Raw genomic sequence first — 15,354 nt, 5'->3', positions numbered from 1 at the left:
CCGACATGACCTCTCTTTCCCCGAGTCTTTCCACGCCTGGTCCGAGCGCCCGGTCGCGGGGCGCCTCCGCCTGGCTCGGTTTCGCCGTGCGGCGGCTCACCAGCCTTGTCGTGATCTTCGTCGCGCTGCTGGTCGTGTCGTTCCTCATCGTCCAGCTCATTCCCGGTGACCCGGCGGTCGGCGTCGCCGGGGCCAACGCCGATCTCGCCGACGTCCAGCGCGTCCGGATCGAGCTGGGGCTCGACCGGCCGATCTGGGAACGGTTCCTCGTCTACGCGGGCGGCGTCTTCTCCGGGGACCTCGGCACGTCGTTCATGTACCGGCAGCCGGTGGAGACGATCATCATGAACCGTCTCCCCTTCACCGCCACCATCGCGGTGACGGGAATCGCCGTCGTCCTGCTGGTCGCCGTACCGCTCGGCATGGTCATCGGCGTCCTCACGCGCGGCGGCCGGCGCAGGTGGCTGGACGCCGCCTTCGGGGTGGTCACCGGTTTCCTCGACTCGATCCCCGGCTACATCATGGCGTCGTTCCTGGTCGTGATGTTCGCCCTCGGCATCGGGCTGGTGCCGCTCTTCCCGCCGGCCTACGCGCCCCGCTTCGGGGCGGCGTCGTTCGTGCTTCCGGTCGCGGCGATCGTGATCGGCCCGATCTGCACCATCTCCCGGGTCGTCCGCCGCGAGACGGCGGTCGTGCTCGACACCGACTACATGCGGACGGCCCGCGGCTGGCGGCTGCCCGCCTTCCGGCGCCACGTCCGATGGGCGCTGCCGAACCTGCTCACCACCACGCTCACCCTGAGCGGGCTGATCCTGACCGGCATGATCGGCGGCGCGATCATCATCGAGTCGGTGTTCGCGCTGCCCGGCCTGGGCAGCGGCATCATCAAGGCCATCCTCGACCGCGACTATCCGGTCATCCAGGGCATGGTGCTGGTCATCGGCATGATCGCGGCACTCGTCAACCTCCTCGTCGACGTCCTGCTCGGGCTGATCGACCAGCGGACGCTCGGGGGGTCGCATGTCTCCGCGTAGCCGGCCGCGCCGCCGCAACCCCGGGCTCGTGCTCGGCCTGGCCCTGCTGGGCGGCATCGTGCTGATCGCCGTGCTGGCCCCGATCCTGTTCACGGAGCGGGCGGCCGTGCTGGGCCCGCGGTTCGCCGCGCCCTCGTCCGGGCACTGGCTCGGCACCGACGCGGCCGGCCACGACGTCCTGCTGCGCAGCCTGGTCGCCACCCGCCTCACCCTGCTGATGACCGTGGGCGCGACGGCCATGTCGGTCGTCTTCGGCGTCGTCCTGGGCACCGGCGTCTGGCTCGTGCGGCCCCGCGTCAGGGAGGTCTGCCTGCGCGTCATCGACGCGATGGTGGCCTTCCCCGGGCTCCTGCTCGCGCTCGTCGTGGCTGCCGTGCTCGGGGCGGGCGGCTCCTCGGCGGTGATCGCCATCGGCCTGTCCGGCATCCCCTACTTCGCGCGTCTCACGGCGAATCTCGCCGCGAAGGTCTCGCAGCAGGAGTACGTGTCGACCGCGGGCCTCCTGGGCGTCAGCCGCGCCCGGATCGCGATCAGGCACATGCTGCCGAACATGGCCGAGCCGCTGCTCGTGCTGACGGCCTCGACGTTCGCGGCCACGCTCACGGCGATCTCCGCGCTGTCGTTCGTGGGCCTCGGCGTCCAGTCGCCCTCCTACGACTGGGGCAAGCTCCTGAACGAGGCCCTGCCCTCGCTCCTGGCCGACCGGCCCTTCCAGATGGTCGGCCCGGCCTGCCTCATCGTCCTGACCGGGCTGGGGGCGATCCTGATCGGCGACGGCCTCGCGGCGGCGGCGAACCCGCGGGGGCACACGGCGCCGGGCCGGAGCGAGACACCCCCGGCCGCGCAGGAGGCGACGAGCGACCAGCTCGCCGACGTCCGCGACCTGTGGATCCACGCCGGCGACACGCCGCTGGTCAAGGGCATCTCCTTCGGCATCGGGCGGGGCGAGATCGTCGGCATCGTGGGGGAGAGCGGATCGGGCAAGACCCTCACCGCGATGTCGCTCGCGCGGCTGCTGCCGGACGGCCTGACCTCGACGGCGAGCCGCATGGCGGTCGGCGACCTGGACCTGCGCCGGCCCGTCCCGCCGGCCCTCATGGCGGAGGCCGTCAGCCTGATCTACCAGGACCCGGGCTCGACGTTCAACCCCGCGCTGCGTTTGGGCACCCAGCTCACGGAGGTGCTGCGCACCCACAAGCGCCTCGGCGGGCGAGAGGCCGCGCAGCGCATCCTCGACGCGCTCCGGGTGGTCCACCTGACCAGGCCCGAGCAGCGCATGAAGCAGCATCCGCACGAGCTCTCGGGCGGCATGCGGCAGCGGGCCATGATCGCCGCCGCGCTGGCCGTCGAGCCGCGTCTGATCATCGCGGACGAGCCGACCACGGCCCTGGACGTCACCGTCCAGGCGGAGATCCTGCGCGAGCTCAAGCGCGTCAACCGCGAGTTCGGCGCCTCGATCATGTTCATCTCGCACGACATCGGGGTGGTCCGCGCGCTGTGCGACCGCGTCCTCGTGATGTACCGCGGCGAGATCGTCGAGGAGGTCGCCGCCGGGGAGCTCACCGTGGAGACCGCCCGTCACCCGTACACGAGGGCCCTGCTGGAGGCCACCCCCGACATCGACGCGTCGTGGACCCCGCCGCGCACGAAGGAGCACTCGCATGGATGAGGAGACGGCCGTCGAGGTACGCGACCTCGAGGTGGGCTACGGGTGGGGCAAGAACGCGACGCGCGTCCTGCACGGCATCACCCTGGACGTCGCCCGGGGCCGCACGGTCGGCATCGTCGGCGAGTCGGGATCGGGGAAGTCGACGCTGGCCAAGGCGCTGGTCGGGCTCGTCCGGCCGACCGCGGGGAGCGTCAGGATCGGCGGCGTCCCCATCTCCTCCGCGCGGGGCGCGGGCCGCCGGGCGCTGCGGCGCAAGGTCCAGATGATCCCGCAGGACCCGTACTCGTCGCTCGACCCCAGGCGCACGATCGGCGAGGCGCTCGCCGAGGCCGTGGACCCGCGCCGGGCGGACGTGCGGCGACACCGGGACGAGATCGTCCAGTGGCTCGAGGCCGTCAGGATGCCGGCCGACACCATCGACCGCTACCCCTACGAGTGCTCCGGCGGGCAGCGGCAGCGGGTCGCGATCGCACGAGGTCTGATGATCGGGCCCGAGGTGGTGATCGCCGACGAGATCACGTCCGCGCTCGACGTCTCGGTCCAGGCGGAGATCCTCCACCTCCTCGCCAAGCTGCGTCGCGAACTCAACCTGACCATGCTCTTCATCTCGCACAACCTCGCCGTCGTCCGGCACGTGAGCGACGAGGTCGTGGTGCTCTACCACGGCGACGTCGTCGAGCACGCCCCGGCCGCGGACCTCTACCGGAGTCCGCGGCACGAGTACACCCGCACCCTGCTCGACTCCGTACCGGGCGCCCCAGGCTTCGACATCGAACCCCGTCAGAAGGACTCCGCTTGACCACCCATCGAAAGCTCCGCCTCGCCAACGTCAGGATCATCAACGGCACCGGCGCGCCGCCCGTCGAGGACGGCGTCCTCGACGTGACCCCGGACGGCGCCATCGCGTTCGCCGGCCCGGCGGCCGAGGCCCCGGAGGTCCACGGCGCCGACGTACGCGATCTGCGCGGCAGGACGCTCCTGCCCGGGTTCGTCGACTGCCACGTGCATATGGGCTTCTCCCTGGGGAACGGCCCCTTCCACGCCCTCCAGAACGACCCCGCCCTGACCGTCCTCGAGTCCGCCGCGCGGCTCCGGGCGACCCTCGAGGCCGGCGTCACCAGCGCGCGCGACCTCGGCGGGCTGTCCTCGGGCTTCCGCGAGGCGATCGAGCGCGGGCTGATCCCGGGCCCGCGGCTGAAGCTCGCGGTGAGTCCGATCAGCCACACCGCCGGGCACGGGGACATGCACCTGTACGGCGGGACGATCGCGCCCACCGTGCCCGAGCTGATCGAGATCGCCGACACCGTCGACGAGGTCCGCAAGGCGACGCGCCGGGTGCTGCGCCAGGGAGCCGACCTCATCAAGATCTGCACGACCGGCGGCATGGGGAGCAGGCACGACCACCCCGACGACGAGGGCCTACGCCTGGACGAGGTGCGGGCCATCGCCGACGAGCTCGACCGGCACGGCGGCAAGCCCATCGCCGCGCACGCGCAGGGACGCAAGGGGATCCTGACCGCCCTCCGGGGCGGGGTGACCAGCGTCGAGCACGGGTACGGCATCGACGACGAAGGACTCGACCTCCTGGAGGAGCGCGGCGCCTTCCTCGTGCCGACGCTGTCGACCGTGTTCGCGATCAACAAGGAGACTATGCAGCCGTACCACTACGCCAAGAAGGTGAAGTGGTCCGAGATCACCAAGAGGAACATCGGCCACGCGATCGCGCGCGGAGCCAGGATCGCGCTGGGCACGGACGCCGGCGTGTGCCCGCACGGGCAGAACCTGCGCGAGCTCGGGCATCTCGTCGAGCTCGGCATGTCCCCGATGGCCGCCATCGTCGCCGGGACCCGGACCGCCGCCGAACTGCTCGGCATCTCCGGCGAGGTGGGCACGCTGGAGACCGGCAAGCTCGCCGACCTCGTGGTCACCGACGCCGACCCGTTGCGGGACATCCACGCGCTGGCCGACCCGGGGCACATCGAGATCGTCATGAAGGCGGGCGCCATCGTCAAGGACCTCAGCCTGGTACGCACTGGCACGTAGGCAGTCCGGCCCGCCGTCGGACTCAGGTACGCAGGGTGCTGGCGTCCTCGCCGGCCTTGTACGTCTTCGTCGCCAGGTGCAGCCGGTTCTCCTGCTCCCTGAGCGCGCTCGCGAGCAGGTCGAGCCCTCTGCCGATGCTCTCCATCCGTTGCCCGCGCGCCTGCCAGTACGCGCGGCCGTAATCGTCGTCGCCGACGGCGGTATGTGCCGCGCTCGACGCCGCCTCGAACCGGGTGTGGGCGCCGGACACGTCACCGGCCATGCCGTCCGCCGCGCTCGCCAGCCGGTGGAGGTGGGTCTTGCTGTAGACGACGCCGTCGAACTCCACGGTTCGGGAGCCTAGCTGGCATGTGCAGACATCAGTGGAAGAATCGGGAAAGAATGGGCTTCTGAGGTTTTTGGTGCTCGTGAGGGACGGAGGTGACGATGGACGAACCGTGGCGGCTGTTGGAACAACTCGTCCAGGAGGTCAACCAGCAGACCGAACAGCTCAAGAAGATGCAGGAGAGGGTTCGGGAGCTGTCGGCGACGGCGAAGTCCAAGGACGGCATGGTGACCGTGACCGTCGGTCCCCGCGGTGAGGTGCGCACGATCGAGTTCGACCCCCGGGTCTATCGCAAGCTGTCCCCGTCGGAGCTGTCCGCCTCCGTCGTCGAGCAGATCGGGCGGGCGACCAGGCAGGTCTCCATCGAGATGAAGGAACTGATGGAGCCCTTCGGCGTGCCGGATCTCCCGTTCGAGGACCTGTTCGGCGAGGGAACGAACTTCGAGTCGTTCCTGCCGCACCCCGGTACGCCCGAGCCGCGGTGATGGGACTCGATCTCAGTCTGGTGCCCGAGATCGTGCGGCCGCTGGCGCCGCCGCTGACGGGCGGGGCGCTTCCGGAGACCGACGTCGACGGGGTCATCGCCGAGGCGCAGGCGCTGGAGAACCTGGCGGACCTGCTGGCCACGATCAAGTCGGACGACGCCGCCGCGGTCGTGCGGTCGCTGCGCGACCACCAATGGCAGGGCGCCGCCAAGGAAACGTTCGAGCAGGTCTTCAAGGTGCTCGGCGGACAGCCGGACGCGGACGGCCCCCCTTCGGACGAGACGCTGATCGACCTCCTGGAGAAGGCGCTCCGGGAGGAGGCGGCGTCCCTGCGCGAGCACGGCGTGCGGATGCAGCACACCGAGTGGATGATCTACGCCTCGCTCGCGCTGCTCGGCGCGATGATCGTCAAGCTGCTGGTGTGGATCTACGTCAACGGCCCGGCCGTTCTCCGGCTGATCCAGCACAACACGTTGATGACCCAGGTGAACATCCAGACGCTGAAGCGGCTGATCCTGGTCAACATGCTGAAGTTCGCCGGGATCATGGGCGGCCTGGACTTCGGCGTGCAGGTGGCGCAGCAGATCTGGGGGGATCGCGAGGCGGGGGACTTCGACCTCGCGTCGCTGGCGATGTCGGTGGGCAGCGGCGCGCTGACCGGTGCCCTGTTCGCCGGCGCGAACGCGGCCCTGTCCCGTCTGCTGAGCCGGCGGATGGTGTACGTCGCCTCCGAGGCCGAACTGGCGGTACGCGACAAGATCGCGGCCATCGCGCAGAGCATGTACGGCCAGGCGCTGCTGGGCGGAGTGGCGGGCACCGCCGGAGCCGTCCCGGGGCTGGCGATCAGTGGCCAACTCGACGGCGAGCACCTGGCGTACACCTTCATCTCCGGTGTCGCGGGCGGCCTCGACATCCCCGCGTCGGCACGGGTGAGCCACTTCCCGATGCGGGCGGTCGCGGAGCTCGGCGACACTCCGTCCGCCACGGCCCCGCATGCCGACCCGCCGCCGTCATCCGGCAACCAGCCCCCGCCCTCATCCTCGCCTGCGCTCCGGTCCTCGCCCCGACTCGTACCGCACGACACCGCCCCGCTGCCTGTACCGCACGACGCCGCCTCGGCGCCCGTAGCGCACGACACCGCACCGCGGCTCGCAGGGCACGACACCACCGCACTGGCGCAGCACCACCCTCGGACCGACCAGCACGCCGACGTCGCCACCCTGATCAACCGCCAGCCGTCCGAACCGGGGACCAACCTCCCCCAGCCGCACCAGGGCCAGGTGATCGTCGGCGAGGTCACCCGGCGCCACGACGTGCTCCTGCACGGCCCAGCCGAGCCGGGCGGCACCCTCGCACGACCCCAGCAGAACCTCCCCGCCACCCGGGCCCCGATCGGCGACCCCACCCCTGCCGTCCCGCGGGCCGAGCCCGCGACTCCGGGCAGCCTCCCTCACACGTCACTGCTCCCGGCCACGGTCCCGGCGATCATCACCCCCACCCCCGACGGCGCCGCCGAACAGGACGTCCACCACCAGACCCAGGACAGCCCACCCGCCGAAACCGCGCCGGCCGCCCAGGAGCGGCACACGGACGACTCCGCTCCCTCAGCGCGCGAGGACAGCGATCCGCCGCCGGCGACCGGCCGGCAGACAACGACGCCCCAGCACGCGAGTACGGATCTCCAGGGCGGCCAGACCGTCGTGCCCAGGTCCGGCCCGCTGCCCGAGAACCCGCGCCGGATCGAGCCGGTGTCGCGGCAGGTGGCGGACCTGCTCAGCCGGGACGGCACCTACGACCCGATCAGCGGTCCCGCCTGGGAGGCAGCCCACACCGCCACGGTGGACCGGCTGGCGGACACGATGCGGTCCTCGACGAAGGACATGCTCGGCGTGGGCCGCAAACGAAGCCTGCAGGCGGCGGTCGGCGACCCCGCCAGCGACCTCGTCCAGAGCCAGGTCCGCGTCATGGGAAAGACCATCAGGACCTGGCAGGTGGTCGAACGGAGCGAGCTCCCGGCCTTCGTGGAAGGCGCCCGCACGTACGCGGAAGGCGAACGCCAGATCATCCAGCAACTGCCGTTCGACTCGCCCGAAGCGCACCGGACGGCGCGACGGCTGGCCGTCGAGGAGCTGCTGCGCACGTGGGGATACGGCGCGAGCGAGATGCTGCCGGAGCGGCTGGCCATGCACATGGCCGCGCGCGACGAGTTCGGGCTGACCGGGGTCCTCGACCTGTCGGCGTACGGTGACCTCAACCGCGCCAGGACGGCCGCGAAGATCCACGTGCGCTCCGGGGACATGCTGCGCGACTTCCTGCGGCAGCAGTACGCGCAGACGCAGCGCGAGCTCGAAAGCCGCGGCATCGAGGAGCTGGTGCTCTACCGGGGGATCACGTTCGACCAGCATCCGGTCCCCGTCCTGGCGGAGGCCGCGAACGGCGACGTCGTGCCGGCCCCGCCGGCGCTGCCGCTGCAGGCGTGGAGCGCCATGCCCGGGGTCGCCAAGCGGTACACCGGTCTGGGGGAGGGGGCGGTCATGGCGGGGGTCTTCCCGGCCTCCCAGGTGCTGTCCACCCCGTGGACGGGGATGGGCCAGCTGCCTCTCAACGAGTTCGTCGTGCTCGCCACGCCCGGCGAGGTCACCGTGCTGCGACCCCCGCACGTCGGCGAGACGCCCGCCACGTATTCCGACCTTCCACCCGGCTGGCAGGTCTCGAAGCCCAGCGACGGATGGACCCAGTGCGAGCAGGGCCACCGGCACTGGGGCACGGAAGGCGGGGCCGGTCTGCTGCTCTTCCACCGCGCTCCCGGCGGCGAGGTCCACGTCCTCATGCAGCTGCGTTCCATGGAGACGCAGCACGGAGGGACCATGGGGCTGCCCGGCGGCGCCCTCCACCGCGGCGAGGACCCGGTCGACGGCGGCTTCCGCGAAGCCGGCGAGGAGAACCGGCTGGACCCGAGCGAGGTGAAGGTGCGCGGGGTCCACCACGACGACCACGGCGGCTGGGCGTACGACACCGTCATCGGCGAGATGTCCCACCAGGCCGACGTCTGGCCCGCCTCCCGGGAGTCGCTCGACAACGTGTGGGTGCCGCTGGAGGAGGTGCTGGCCCTCAACCTGCACCCCGACCTGGCCCGGGCCTGGCCGGACGTACGCACGGAACTCGATCGCGTCCTGGCGGCTTCCGACACCCGTCCCAGGCCACCGCACCCGGCGAACACGCACGAGATGCCCGGCCTCCCCGACACCGACGGATTCTCGCCGATCGCCGATCCGCGGCCACGGAACTTCGCCGAGGCCGCGGCGACCGTCCACCGCTGGACACCCGGCAACGACCGCCCGCACCAGGGCCGCCCGCACCAGAACGGCCCGCACCAGGGCGGCCCGCCGAACCGGATCGAACACCTGCTGAGCAACCCCCCGGCCGCGGCGGACGAGGTCCTCCTGGCGGAGGGCCGGCGCCTGGTGGAGGAGCTGCCCGTCATCGACGGGAGCGACACGACGGCAAGAGCCCTGGCCTCGATGAGCCGGACCCTCAACTGGCCGAACCCGCGCAGGGCCCTCCACGACCTGGCGTCCGAACTCGGCCTGAACGTCGATCTCGACGCTTTGGTGGAGGTCTACGAGAACGCCCGGCGATTCGGCATGAACCCGGACGGAGCAACCGGCCGTACGGACCTGGTCGACGCTCTCAGAACGGCCATGGCGGCGGACTCCTACCGCTGGACGGGGCAGCAGTACCAAGCCCGGTTCTCCCTCCCCGAGGCGACCCCCGCGCAGGCACGCACGATCGGGCTCATGGTCGAGATGATGGGCGAGCCCGTCACCTCCGCCAAGGTTCGGAACTTCGTCAAACCCGTGCTCGACCGGCACGGCCTCGGCGACGTCAGGGAGTTGCTCCCGGTCGTCCGGGCCGCCCACGAGAAGGGCTACCTCCCGGCCGGGACGACCGGGGAGGCGGAGTTCCGCGCGGCCATGGACCGGTTCTGGCAGGACGACCCGTACCTGTGGAACGGGCTGCTGCTCGCCGACAGATACTCCTTGCCCGAGCTGCGCGACCCGACCGCGCGTTTGTCCGCGCGCCTGGAGGAGATCGTCGCGCACTCCGGCCGTGACGCCGTCCCGCCGCTGGAGGGCCTGGCCGGCGACCTCGGGCTGGGACGCTCCGCCGAGCAGCTAGTCCGCCTGGCCGCGGACGCGCAGGCGGACGGCGCCGACCTGGCGCGGGCGGCCGACCGCGAGGATCTCGTCGGCCGCCTCGCCGCCTACCGGGCGCGTGACCCGTACCTTTGGGACGGGTTGCGGGTCGCGGCCGAGCGCGGCCTCACGGGGCTGAGCAACGACGAGGCGCGCATCCTCTCCCGCCTCGCAGAGATCACCGCCTCCGAGTCGCCGTCCCGGATCTGGGTGTTCGATCCGCTGCGCCGGTTGGCGGGGGACGCGGGTTACCACCATTCCGTCGAGCAGCTGGTGCGGCAGGCCGCCGTGGGACTACCGCACGGGGTCGACCCCTTCGGGCCGCTCGACAGGCAGCGGGTGCTCGACGTCCTGGGTACGAACGCCGTCGTACGGCCGGATCCGCAGCAGGTCCCACCGGGCCTGCACGACCTGTCGCCCGCGGCCGTCCGGGACGCCCGGCAGGCCGCGGTCCACGCGCACGCGCAGGCGAAGGAGGCCTTCCACCAGTCCTCCCTGCGCCGCACCGTGTCGCGCCTGGTCGGCCAGGACCCGCTGGTCGTGGCCAGGCAGGAAATGGTGGCCTCGCTGGAGGCCCGCACCCGGGCGTGGCAGCGCTGGCCGGAGCGCTCGGAGGTCTCTTTCACGGGGGATTTCGCGGCGTACCGGCACGCTTACGATCAGGCGGTGCAACGCGCGGTCAGGGGAGAGGCGGTGATCCCCTACATGCGGGAGAACGCCACCGCGTCCCTGGCGGCCAGGGACGGCGGGCGCGGCTTCGGGGTGGAGATCGAGTTCGAGCTGCCGAAACACAACGCCCGCCAAGCCCTGCAGGCCATCGCCCGTGCCCTGCACAAGGCCGGCTTGACCGGCGACGCCCAGGTGGACAACTACCACACCATGCGGGACGAGGGTTACCGGTCGGGCAAGAACGGCGGGCGCGGCCTCTGGAGGCTGGAGCAGGACGGCACGGTCGACGGCGAGCTGATCTCACCCATCCTGTACGACGAGCCGGCGACGTGGGAGAACCTCCTCGTCGCCACCGAGATCATCCGCGCGCACGGCGGCACGGCCGGCGCCTCTACCGGCGGGCACGTCCACGTGAGCACGCACGACTTCGACCACATCGTGGAGAACTACACCAGCTTGCTGAATCACGGGGGCCTGCACACCGACACCCTGTTCAGGCTCGGGCACAATCCGGAGCGGGAAAGCCACCGGGGCGTGGCGCAATGCCAGCCCAACCGGCTCCCCACGGAGGGCTACCGGTCGATAGCCCCGGTGCGCAATCTCAACGGCCGCAAGTCCGCGATGAACATGGAGAGCATGAAGGGGACCGCGAAAGACCACGTCGAGTGGCGGCTGTGGGACGGTTCGCTCGACCCCGCCGTGATCCAGTCCCGGGTGAAGGTGTCGCTCGCGGAGGTCGAGGCGGCCTTCCGCACCGCGACGCTGGGCCGGCTGCCCAACCTGGGCCGGCTCGACCAGCTGGGCGCCCACGCCGAGCTCCTCAAGCTGGATCCCGGGCTGGACCTCACCGAGCAGGGAAGTCTCTCCTTCCGAGTCCTGATGGACGAGCTGTTCTGGCGGGCCGCCGACAAGGAGCAGCTCACCGCCCTGTTCGCCGCCACGCGCTGGGCGCCCGCGGCATGAACGACCTCACCAAGGAACGGGAGGCCGGCCGGTGGCCGTGATCATCCGCAACTCCTCGGCGGCGGAGCCGCCTCCGCCCGCCCCGGTCAACGGCGGCGGCCGGCCGTACCGCTACGAAATGATCCACGCGGACGGGACCTACCGCGGCTACGCCGACGACGCCGCCGAGCTGACCGGGATGCTCATCCCCGGCTACGCCTCGCTCGCCACCGACGGCGAGCGCGCCGCGGCGCGGGTCGGCCTCGCGATGGACGTGCAGGTCAGGGTGCAGGCCCAGCTCGCGGCCGGGCCGCAGCTCGACGCCTGCGACGAGGCCGAGCGCGCCGTCCTGCTCGGAGGACGGCACGAGCCACCGGCCCCCTCCCGGTGGGAGGCGCCGGTGCCCCTGGTGCTGGTCTCGGCCTTCTACGAGCCCGCCGGGGCGCTGCCGCGGCCGTCGGGGCCGGCGGAGCTCCAGGTCTGGCTCGACCCGGCCGACGACTGGACCCTGCTGACCAGCCTGCACACGGCCGGCGTGATCGTCGTGGGAGCGCGGGAGGACACCTGAGGCCGGACGTTCAGTCGACGGTCTCGGCCTGGAGCTCGTTGAGGTAGTTGTAGATCGTGAAGCGGCTGACGTTGAGCCGCTGGGCCGCCTGGTCCACCGCGCCGCGCAGGGTGAAGAAGCCGCGTTTGTTGAGGTCCTCGACCACCGCGACCTTGTGCGACTTCTTCATCAGGTCGACCGGCACCCCGGCCCCGTTGATCGCGTTGTCGAGGATCCCCTCGCCGAGGCTCTCCAGCGACACCGGGAAGGTCTCCGCCGGCCTGCCGGGAGGGGCGTCGAGCATCGGGCCCGCCCCGGGTGCGAGGGCGGTCATCGCATGGAGGATCTCCTCGGCCCGCTTCAGGTCGCCGATGTCGGTGTTGACGCACAGGCACACCACCGACTTGCCGGACGGGGCGTGGAAGAAGATGCTCGACGAGCGCATCACCAGCCCGTCGGCGGTCTCCGACCGGTAGCCGATCAGGTGCTCGGTCCAGCCCGCCTTGAACGTGCGCAGCCCCAGGTCGGTGGGCGGACCGCCGATGTCCCTGCCGGTCAGCGTGCCGCCGATGGCGGCGATCGTGTTGGGCATCGTGGTCAGGTTGTGCAGCACCGCCTCGGTCTTGGGGCCCATGGCCTGGGCGAGCGCCGGGATGACCGGGCCCAGCAGTTCGACCACCAGGGCGGCGTGGGCCCGCTCGTTCGTGGTGAACGTCGGCTCGCCGTCCGCGGACGTGGCTGTCATTGGCCGTACCCCTGTCTCGTGTCTCGCAGGATCGATCTCAACAGTATGTCGAAGTGTTCACTCGTGCCGGGGCACGGACTCCACCAGGCTGATCGTGTACGGGTGCCGGGGGGAGTCCAGGATCGTGCCCGTGTCCCCGCTCTCGGCGATCTCGCCGTGCCGCAGCACGATGGCGCGATCGGTCATCTGCCGCACCACCGCCAGGTCGTGGGTGATGAAGAGCATGCTGGTGCCGTGCTCCCGGCGTACCTCGCGCAGCAGCTCCAGCACCTGCGCCTGGACGGACACGTCGAGCGCGGCCACGGGCTCGTCGCAGATCAGCAGGCGGGGCCGGACCGCGATGGCCCTGGCGATGGCGACGCGCTGGCGCTCGCCGCCGGACAGCGCGCTCGGCTTGCGGGCGGCGTAGGCGGCGGGCAGGCCCACCAGGTCGAGCAGGTCGCCGACCCGCTGACCGGTGCCGCCGACGGCGAGCGCCTCCGTGAGCGCCGCGCAGGCCCCCATCGACCCGGAACGGGTCAGCGTACGCACCTACGAGTCCGGCCACATGCCCTATCTCGGGCGCGAGTCGCGCGAACGTCTGGCCGCCGACCTTCGCGCGGTCGTGAAAGCACCGACTGGAGAGGAACCCCCGTGCGTGAGCCGGTGACGACGTTTCATGAAGGCGTGTTCAACGGCCGCCGGCTGCGCTACGCCGCCACCGTCCGGGAGGCCGCCGTCCCGCGTGAGGGCGGCGAACCGGGCGCGTACGTGGTGTCGACCCAGTACGTGGCCGCCGGGCAGGGCGACCCCGCGGACCGCCCGGTGATCTTCGCCTGCAACGGCGGGCCGATCGTCGCGGCCACACCGCTGCACATGGGCGGGCTCGGGCCGCGCAGGATCGCCTACCCGGACGACCTCGCCGCCGACGTGTCGGGCTTCCCGATCGTCGACAACGAGTACTGCCTGCTTGACGTGGCCGACCTCGTCTTCTTCGACCCGGCCGGCACCGGTTTCAGCAGGGTGGCCGAGGGCGTCGACCCGGCGACGTACTACGGCGTCGACGCGGACGCGCGCCAGATGGCGACGTGGATCGAGGGCTGGCTGCGCGACCACGACCGGTCGGCCTCCCCGGTGTACCTGGTGGGTGAGAGCTACGGATCCATCAGGGTCGCGGTGGTCTCGGAACTGCTGACCGCGCTCGCCGAGCCGGTCCACGTCGAGGGCGTCGTCCTGGTGAGCCAGGCGACCAACATCATCGAAACCTGCTGGCGGCCGGCCAACATCCTCAGCTACGCGGTCTCGCTGCCCACCCTCACGGCGATCGCCTGGTACCACGGCAAGATCGACCGCGCCGGCCGCACCCTCGACGACGTGATCACGGAGTCCTCGCACTTCGCCGACACGGAATACCTGTCCGGGCTCTTCCAGGGCGACGACCTGCCCGCCGGGGAGCGGGATCGCCTGGCGGAACGGCTGGCGTCGCTCACCGGGATCCCGGCGAGCCGCTGGGCGGAGCGGAACCTGCGCCTGTCCAAGCACGACTTCCGGGCCGAACTTCTGGCCGCGGAAGGGCTCGTCCTCTACATGTACGACGGCCGGTACGCGGGACCGCCGGCCGTGCCCGAGCCGGCCGTCGAGGGGTCGTTCAGCGCGCGCGTCGGCGGACCGGTGAATCCCACCGGCGTCTCGGCGATCGTGGACGCGCTCGAACCCGCCATCGCGACCCACCTGAAGGACTTCCTCGAGACCGGCCGGCCCGGCGACTACCGGGGCATGGAGCCGCCCGCCGACGCCGAAGGCCGCGCCCCGGCGGACGTCTGGCGGTGGGGCGCGACGTCCCCCTTCGGGGACTGGCCCTACATGGACTCCATCGCCCGCGCGATGACGCGGGCGCCGGCGATGCGGCTGCTCATCTGCACCGGCCTCTTCGACCTCACGACGACGATCGGCGCCGCCCGGCACGCCGTACGCCAGTCGGCCTGGCCCCGCGAACGCGTCAGGACGGCCGCCTACGCCGGGGGACACATGATGTACAGCGTGGAGGCGAGCCTGCGGGAGCTGTCCGGCGACCTCCGCGACTTCGTGAAGAGTGCTCCTGTGACATAACAGGTACGCGATCCGCCCGGTTTCTTCTATGTTTGTCCCTGGCTGTGACCATGTGCCCAAGGAGATGTTCGTCGTGAAGAAACCTCTCGAAGGAGCCGCCCTGCGGGCCGGTGCCGTCGCCGTCGCGCTGACCGCCGGCCTGCTGACCGCCTTACCGGCCGGCGCCACCGCCGCGACCGGCACCGAGTCCGTCGCCCTGGCCTCGCAGAACGCCGCCGCGGCCCGCCCGGGCAACGGCAGGATCATCTACGACGGCCTCAGCGGTGGCCGCGGCGTCCTCAAGATCAAGAACGGCACGCCGAGGGACGGCGTCGTCACCCTCGTCAAGGGCAGGACCAAGGCGATCAGCATCTACGTCCGCGCGAAGTCGTCCGCGAGCATCAAGGACGTCAGGGACGGCTCGTACCGGATCTACTTCACCACCGGCTCCCGCTTCAGCACCAGCAAGCGCAGGTTCGCCGTGGGGGCCGCCTACCAGCGCTTCAACCAGCGGCTGAAGTTCGTCACCACCGCCACCTCGTACAGCATCTGGACCATCACCCTCCACCCGGTCAAGGGCGGCAAGGCGCAGACCTCGCAGATCAACCCCAAGGACTACCCCGCCTGATCGC

At 71.5% G+C, this 15,354-nt stretch carries 12 protein-coding genes; 9 read left to right on the top strand and 3 right to left on the bottom strand.

Annotation, left to right across the window (positions count from 1 at the left end; genetic code table 11):
- The first annotated feature begins 5 nt into the window (after positions 1-5).
- Genes ACIHFD_RS09615 through ACIHFD_RS09600 form a run of 4 tightly spaced genes read left to right on the top strand, consistent with a single transcriptional unit; the run spans position 6 to position 4,746 of the window.
- Positions 6-1,034, top strand: coding sequence for an ABC transporter permease (locus ACIHFD_RS09615; protein WP_397366363.1), 1,029 nt, complete (start codon positions 6-8; stop codon positions 1,032-1,034).
- Positions 1,021-2,703, top strand: coding sequence for a dipeptide/oligopeptide/nickel ABC transporter permease/ATP-binding protein (locus ACIHFD_RS09610; RefSeq protein ID WP_397366362.1), 1,683 nt, complete (start codon positions 1,021-1,023; stop codon positions 2,701-2,703). The genes ACIHFD_RS09615 and ACIHFD_RS09610 overlap by 14 nt, the downstream gene beginning before the upstream one ends.
- The gene (locus ACIHFD_RS09605) at positions 2,696-3,502 is read left to right on the top strand and encodes an ABC transporter ATP-binding protein (RefSeq protein WP_397366361.1); all 807 of its coding nucleotides are present in this window, start codon (positions 2,696-2,698) and stop codon (positions 3,500-3,502) included. Before ACIHFD_RS09610 ends, ACIHFD_RS09605 begins: the two co-directional genes overlap by 8 nt.
- Positions 3,499-4,746 carry an amidohydrolase family protein gene (locus ACIHFD_RS09600; protein WP_397366360.1) on the top strand — a complete coding sequence of 416 codons (1,248 nt, stop codon included), beginning with the start codon at positions 3,499-3,501 and terminating at the stop codon, positions 4,744-4,746. Before ACIHFD_RS09605 ends, ACIHFD_RS09600 begins: the two co-directional genes overlap by 4 nt.
- A 22-nt stretch (positions 4,747-4,768) precedes the next feature.
- On the opposite strand, the gene ACIHFD_RS09595 is transcribed toward ACIHFD_RS09600, so the two are convergent.
- Positions 4,769-5,074: a hypothetical protein gene (locus tag ACIHFD_RS09595; RefSeq protein WP_397366358.1), complete on the bottom strand. Its 306-nt coding sequence runs from the start codon at positions 5,072-5,074 to the stop codon at positions 4,769-4,771.
- A gap of 98 nt (positions 5,075-5,172) precedes the next feature.
- Here ACIHFD_RS09595 and ACIHFD_RS09590 point away from each other — a divergent pair, with 98 nt between their 5' ends.
- Genes ACIHFD_RS09590 through ACIHFD_RS09580 form a run of 3 tightly spaced genes read left to right on the top strand, consistent with a single transcriptional unit; the run spans position 5,173 to position 11,931 of the window.
- The gene (locus tag ACIHFD_RS09590) at positions 5,173-5,556 is read left to right on the top strand and encodes a YbaB/EbfC family nucleoid-associated protein (RefSeq protein WP_397366356.1); all 384 of its coding nucleotides are present in this window, start codon (positions 5,173-5,175) and stop codon (positions 5,554-5,556) included.
- Positions 5,556-11,384: an NUDIX domain-containing protein gene (locus tag ACIHFD_RS09585; protein ID WP_397366355.1), complete on the top strand. Its 5,829-nt coding sequence runs from the start codon at positions 5,556-5,558 to the stop codon at positions 11,382-11,384. Before ACIHFD_RS09590 ends, ACIHFD_RS09585 begins: the two co-directional genes overlap by 1 nt.
- A 31-nt stretch (positions 11,385-11,415) precedes the next feature.
- A complete protein-coding gene (locus tag ACIHFD_RS09580) occupies positions 11,416-11,931 on the top strand; it encodes a hypothetical protein (protein ID WP_397366354.1) in 516 nt (171 codons plus the stop codon).
- A gap of 10 nt (positions 11,932-11,941) precedes the next feature.
- On the opposite strand, the gene ACIHFD_RS09575 is transcribed toward ACIHFD_RS09580, so the two are convergent.
- Positions 11,942-12,655 carry a PAS domain-containing protein gene (locus ACIHFD_RS09575; RefSeq protein ID WP_363971191.1) on the bottom strand — a complete coding sequence of 238 codons (714 nt, stop codon included), beginning with the start codon at positions 12,653-12,655 and terminating at the stop codon, positions 11,942-11,944.
- A 57-nt stretch (positions 12,656-12,712) separates the two neighbouring features.
- The gene (locus ACIHFD_RS09570; protein ID WP_397366353.1) at positions 12,713-13,186 is read right to left on the bottom strand and encodes an ATP-binding cassette domain-containing protein; all 474 of its coding nucleotides are present in this window, start codon (positions 13,184-13,186) and stop codon (positions 12,713-12,715) included.
- 102 nt (positions 13,187-13,288) lie between these two features.
- Between ACIHFD_RS09570 and ACIHFD_RS09565 the strand changes: the two genes are divergently transcribed.
- Both ACIHFD_RS09565 and ACIHFD_RS09560 read left to right on the top strand, forming a co-directional pair.
- Positions 13,289-14,743: a S10 family peptidase gene (locus ACIHFD_RS09565; RefSeq protein ID WP_397366352.1), complete on the top strand. Its 1,455-nt coding sequence runs from the start codon at positions 13,289-13,291 to the stop codon at positions 14,741-14,743.
- A 73-nt stretch (positions 14,744-14,816) separates the two neighbouring features.
- Complete coding sequence (locus tag ACIHFD_RS09560) at positions 14,817-15,350, top strand: hypothetical protein (protein ID WP_397366351.1); 534 nt, start codon at positions 14,817-14,819, stop codon at positions 15,348-15,350.
- Positions 15,351-15,354: the final 4 nt, after the last annotated feature.

This window comes from Nonomuraea sp. NPDC051941, assembly GCF_044593615.1.
Note: the sequence above shows the minus strand (reverse complement) of the source record. Positions and strands in the feature narration are given on the sequence as shown.

Coding starts and splice junctions, on each gene's coding strand:
- ACIHFD_RS09615 (WP_397366363.1), top strand. CDS start 6: ATGACCTCTCTTTCCCCGAGTCTTTCCACGCCTGGTCCGAGCGCCCGG.
- ACIHFD_RS09610 (WP_397366362.1), top strand. CDS start 1,021: ATGTCTCCGCGTAGCCGGCCGCGCCGCCGCAACCCCGGGCTCGTGCTC.
- ACIHFD_RS09605 (WP_397366361.1), top strand. CDS start 2,696: ATGGATGAGGAGACGGCCGTCGAGGTACGCGACCTCGAGGTGGGCTAC.
- ACIHFD_RS09590 (WP_397366356.1), top strand. CDS start 5,173: ATGGACGAACCGTGGCGGCTGTTGGAACAACTCGTCCAGGAGGTCAAC.
- ACIHFD_RS09585 (WP_397366355.1), top strand. CDS start 5,556: ATGGGACTCGATCTCAGTCTGGTGCCCGAGATCGTGCGGCCGCTGGCG.
- ACIHFD_RS09575 (WP_363971191.1), bottom strand. CDS start 12,655: ATGACAGCCACGTCCGCGGACGGCGAGCCGACGTTCACCACGAACGAG.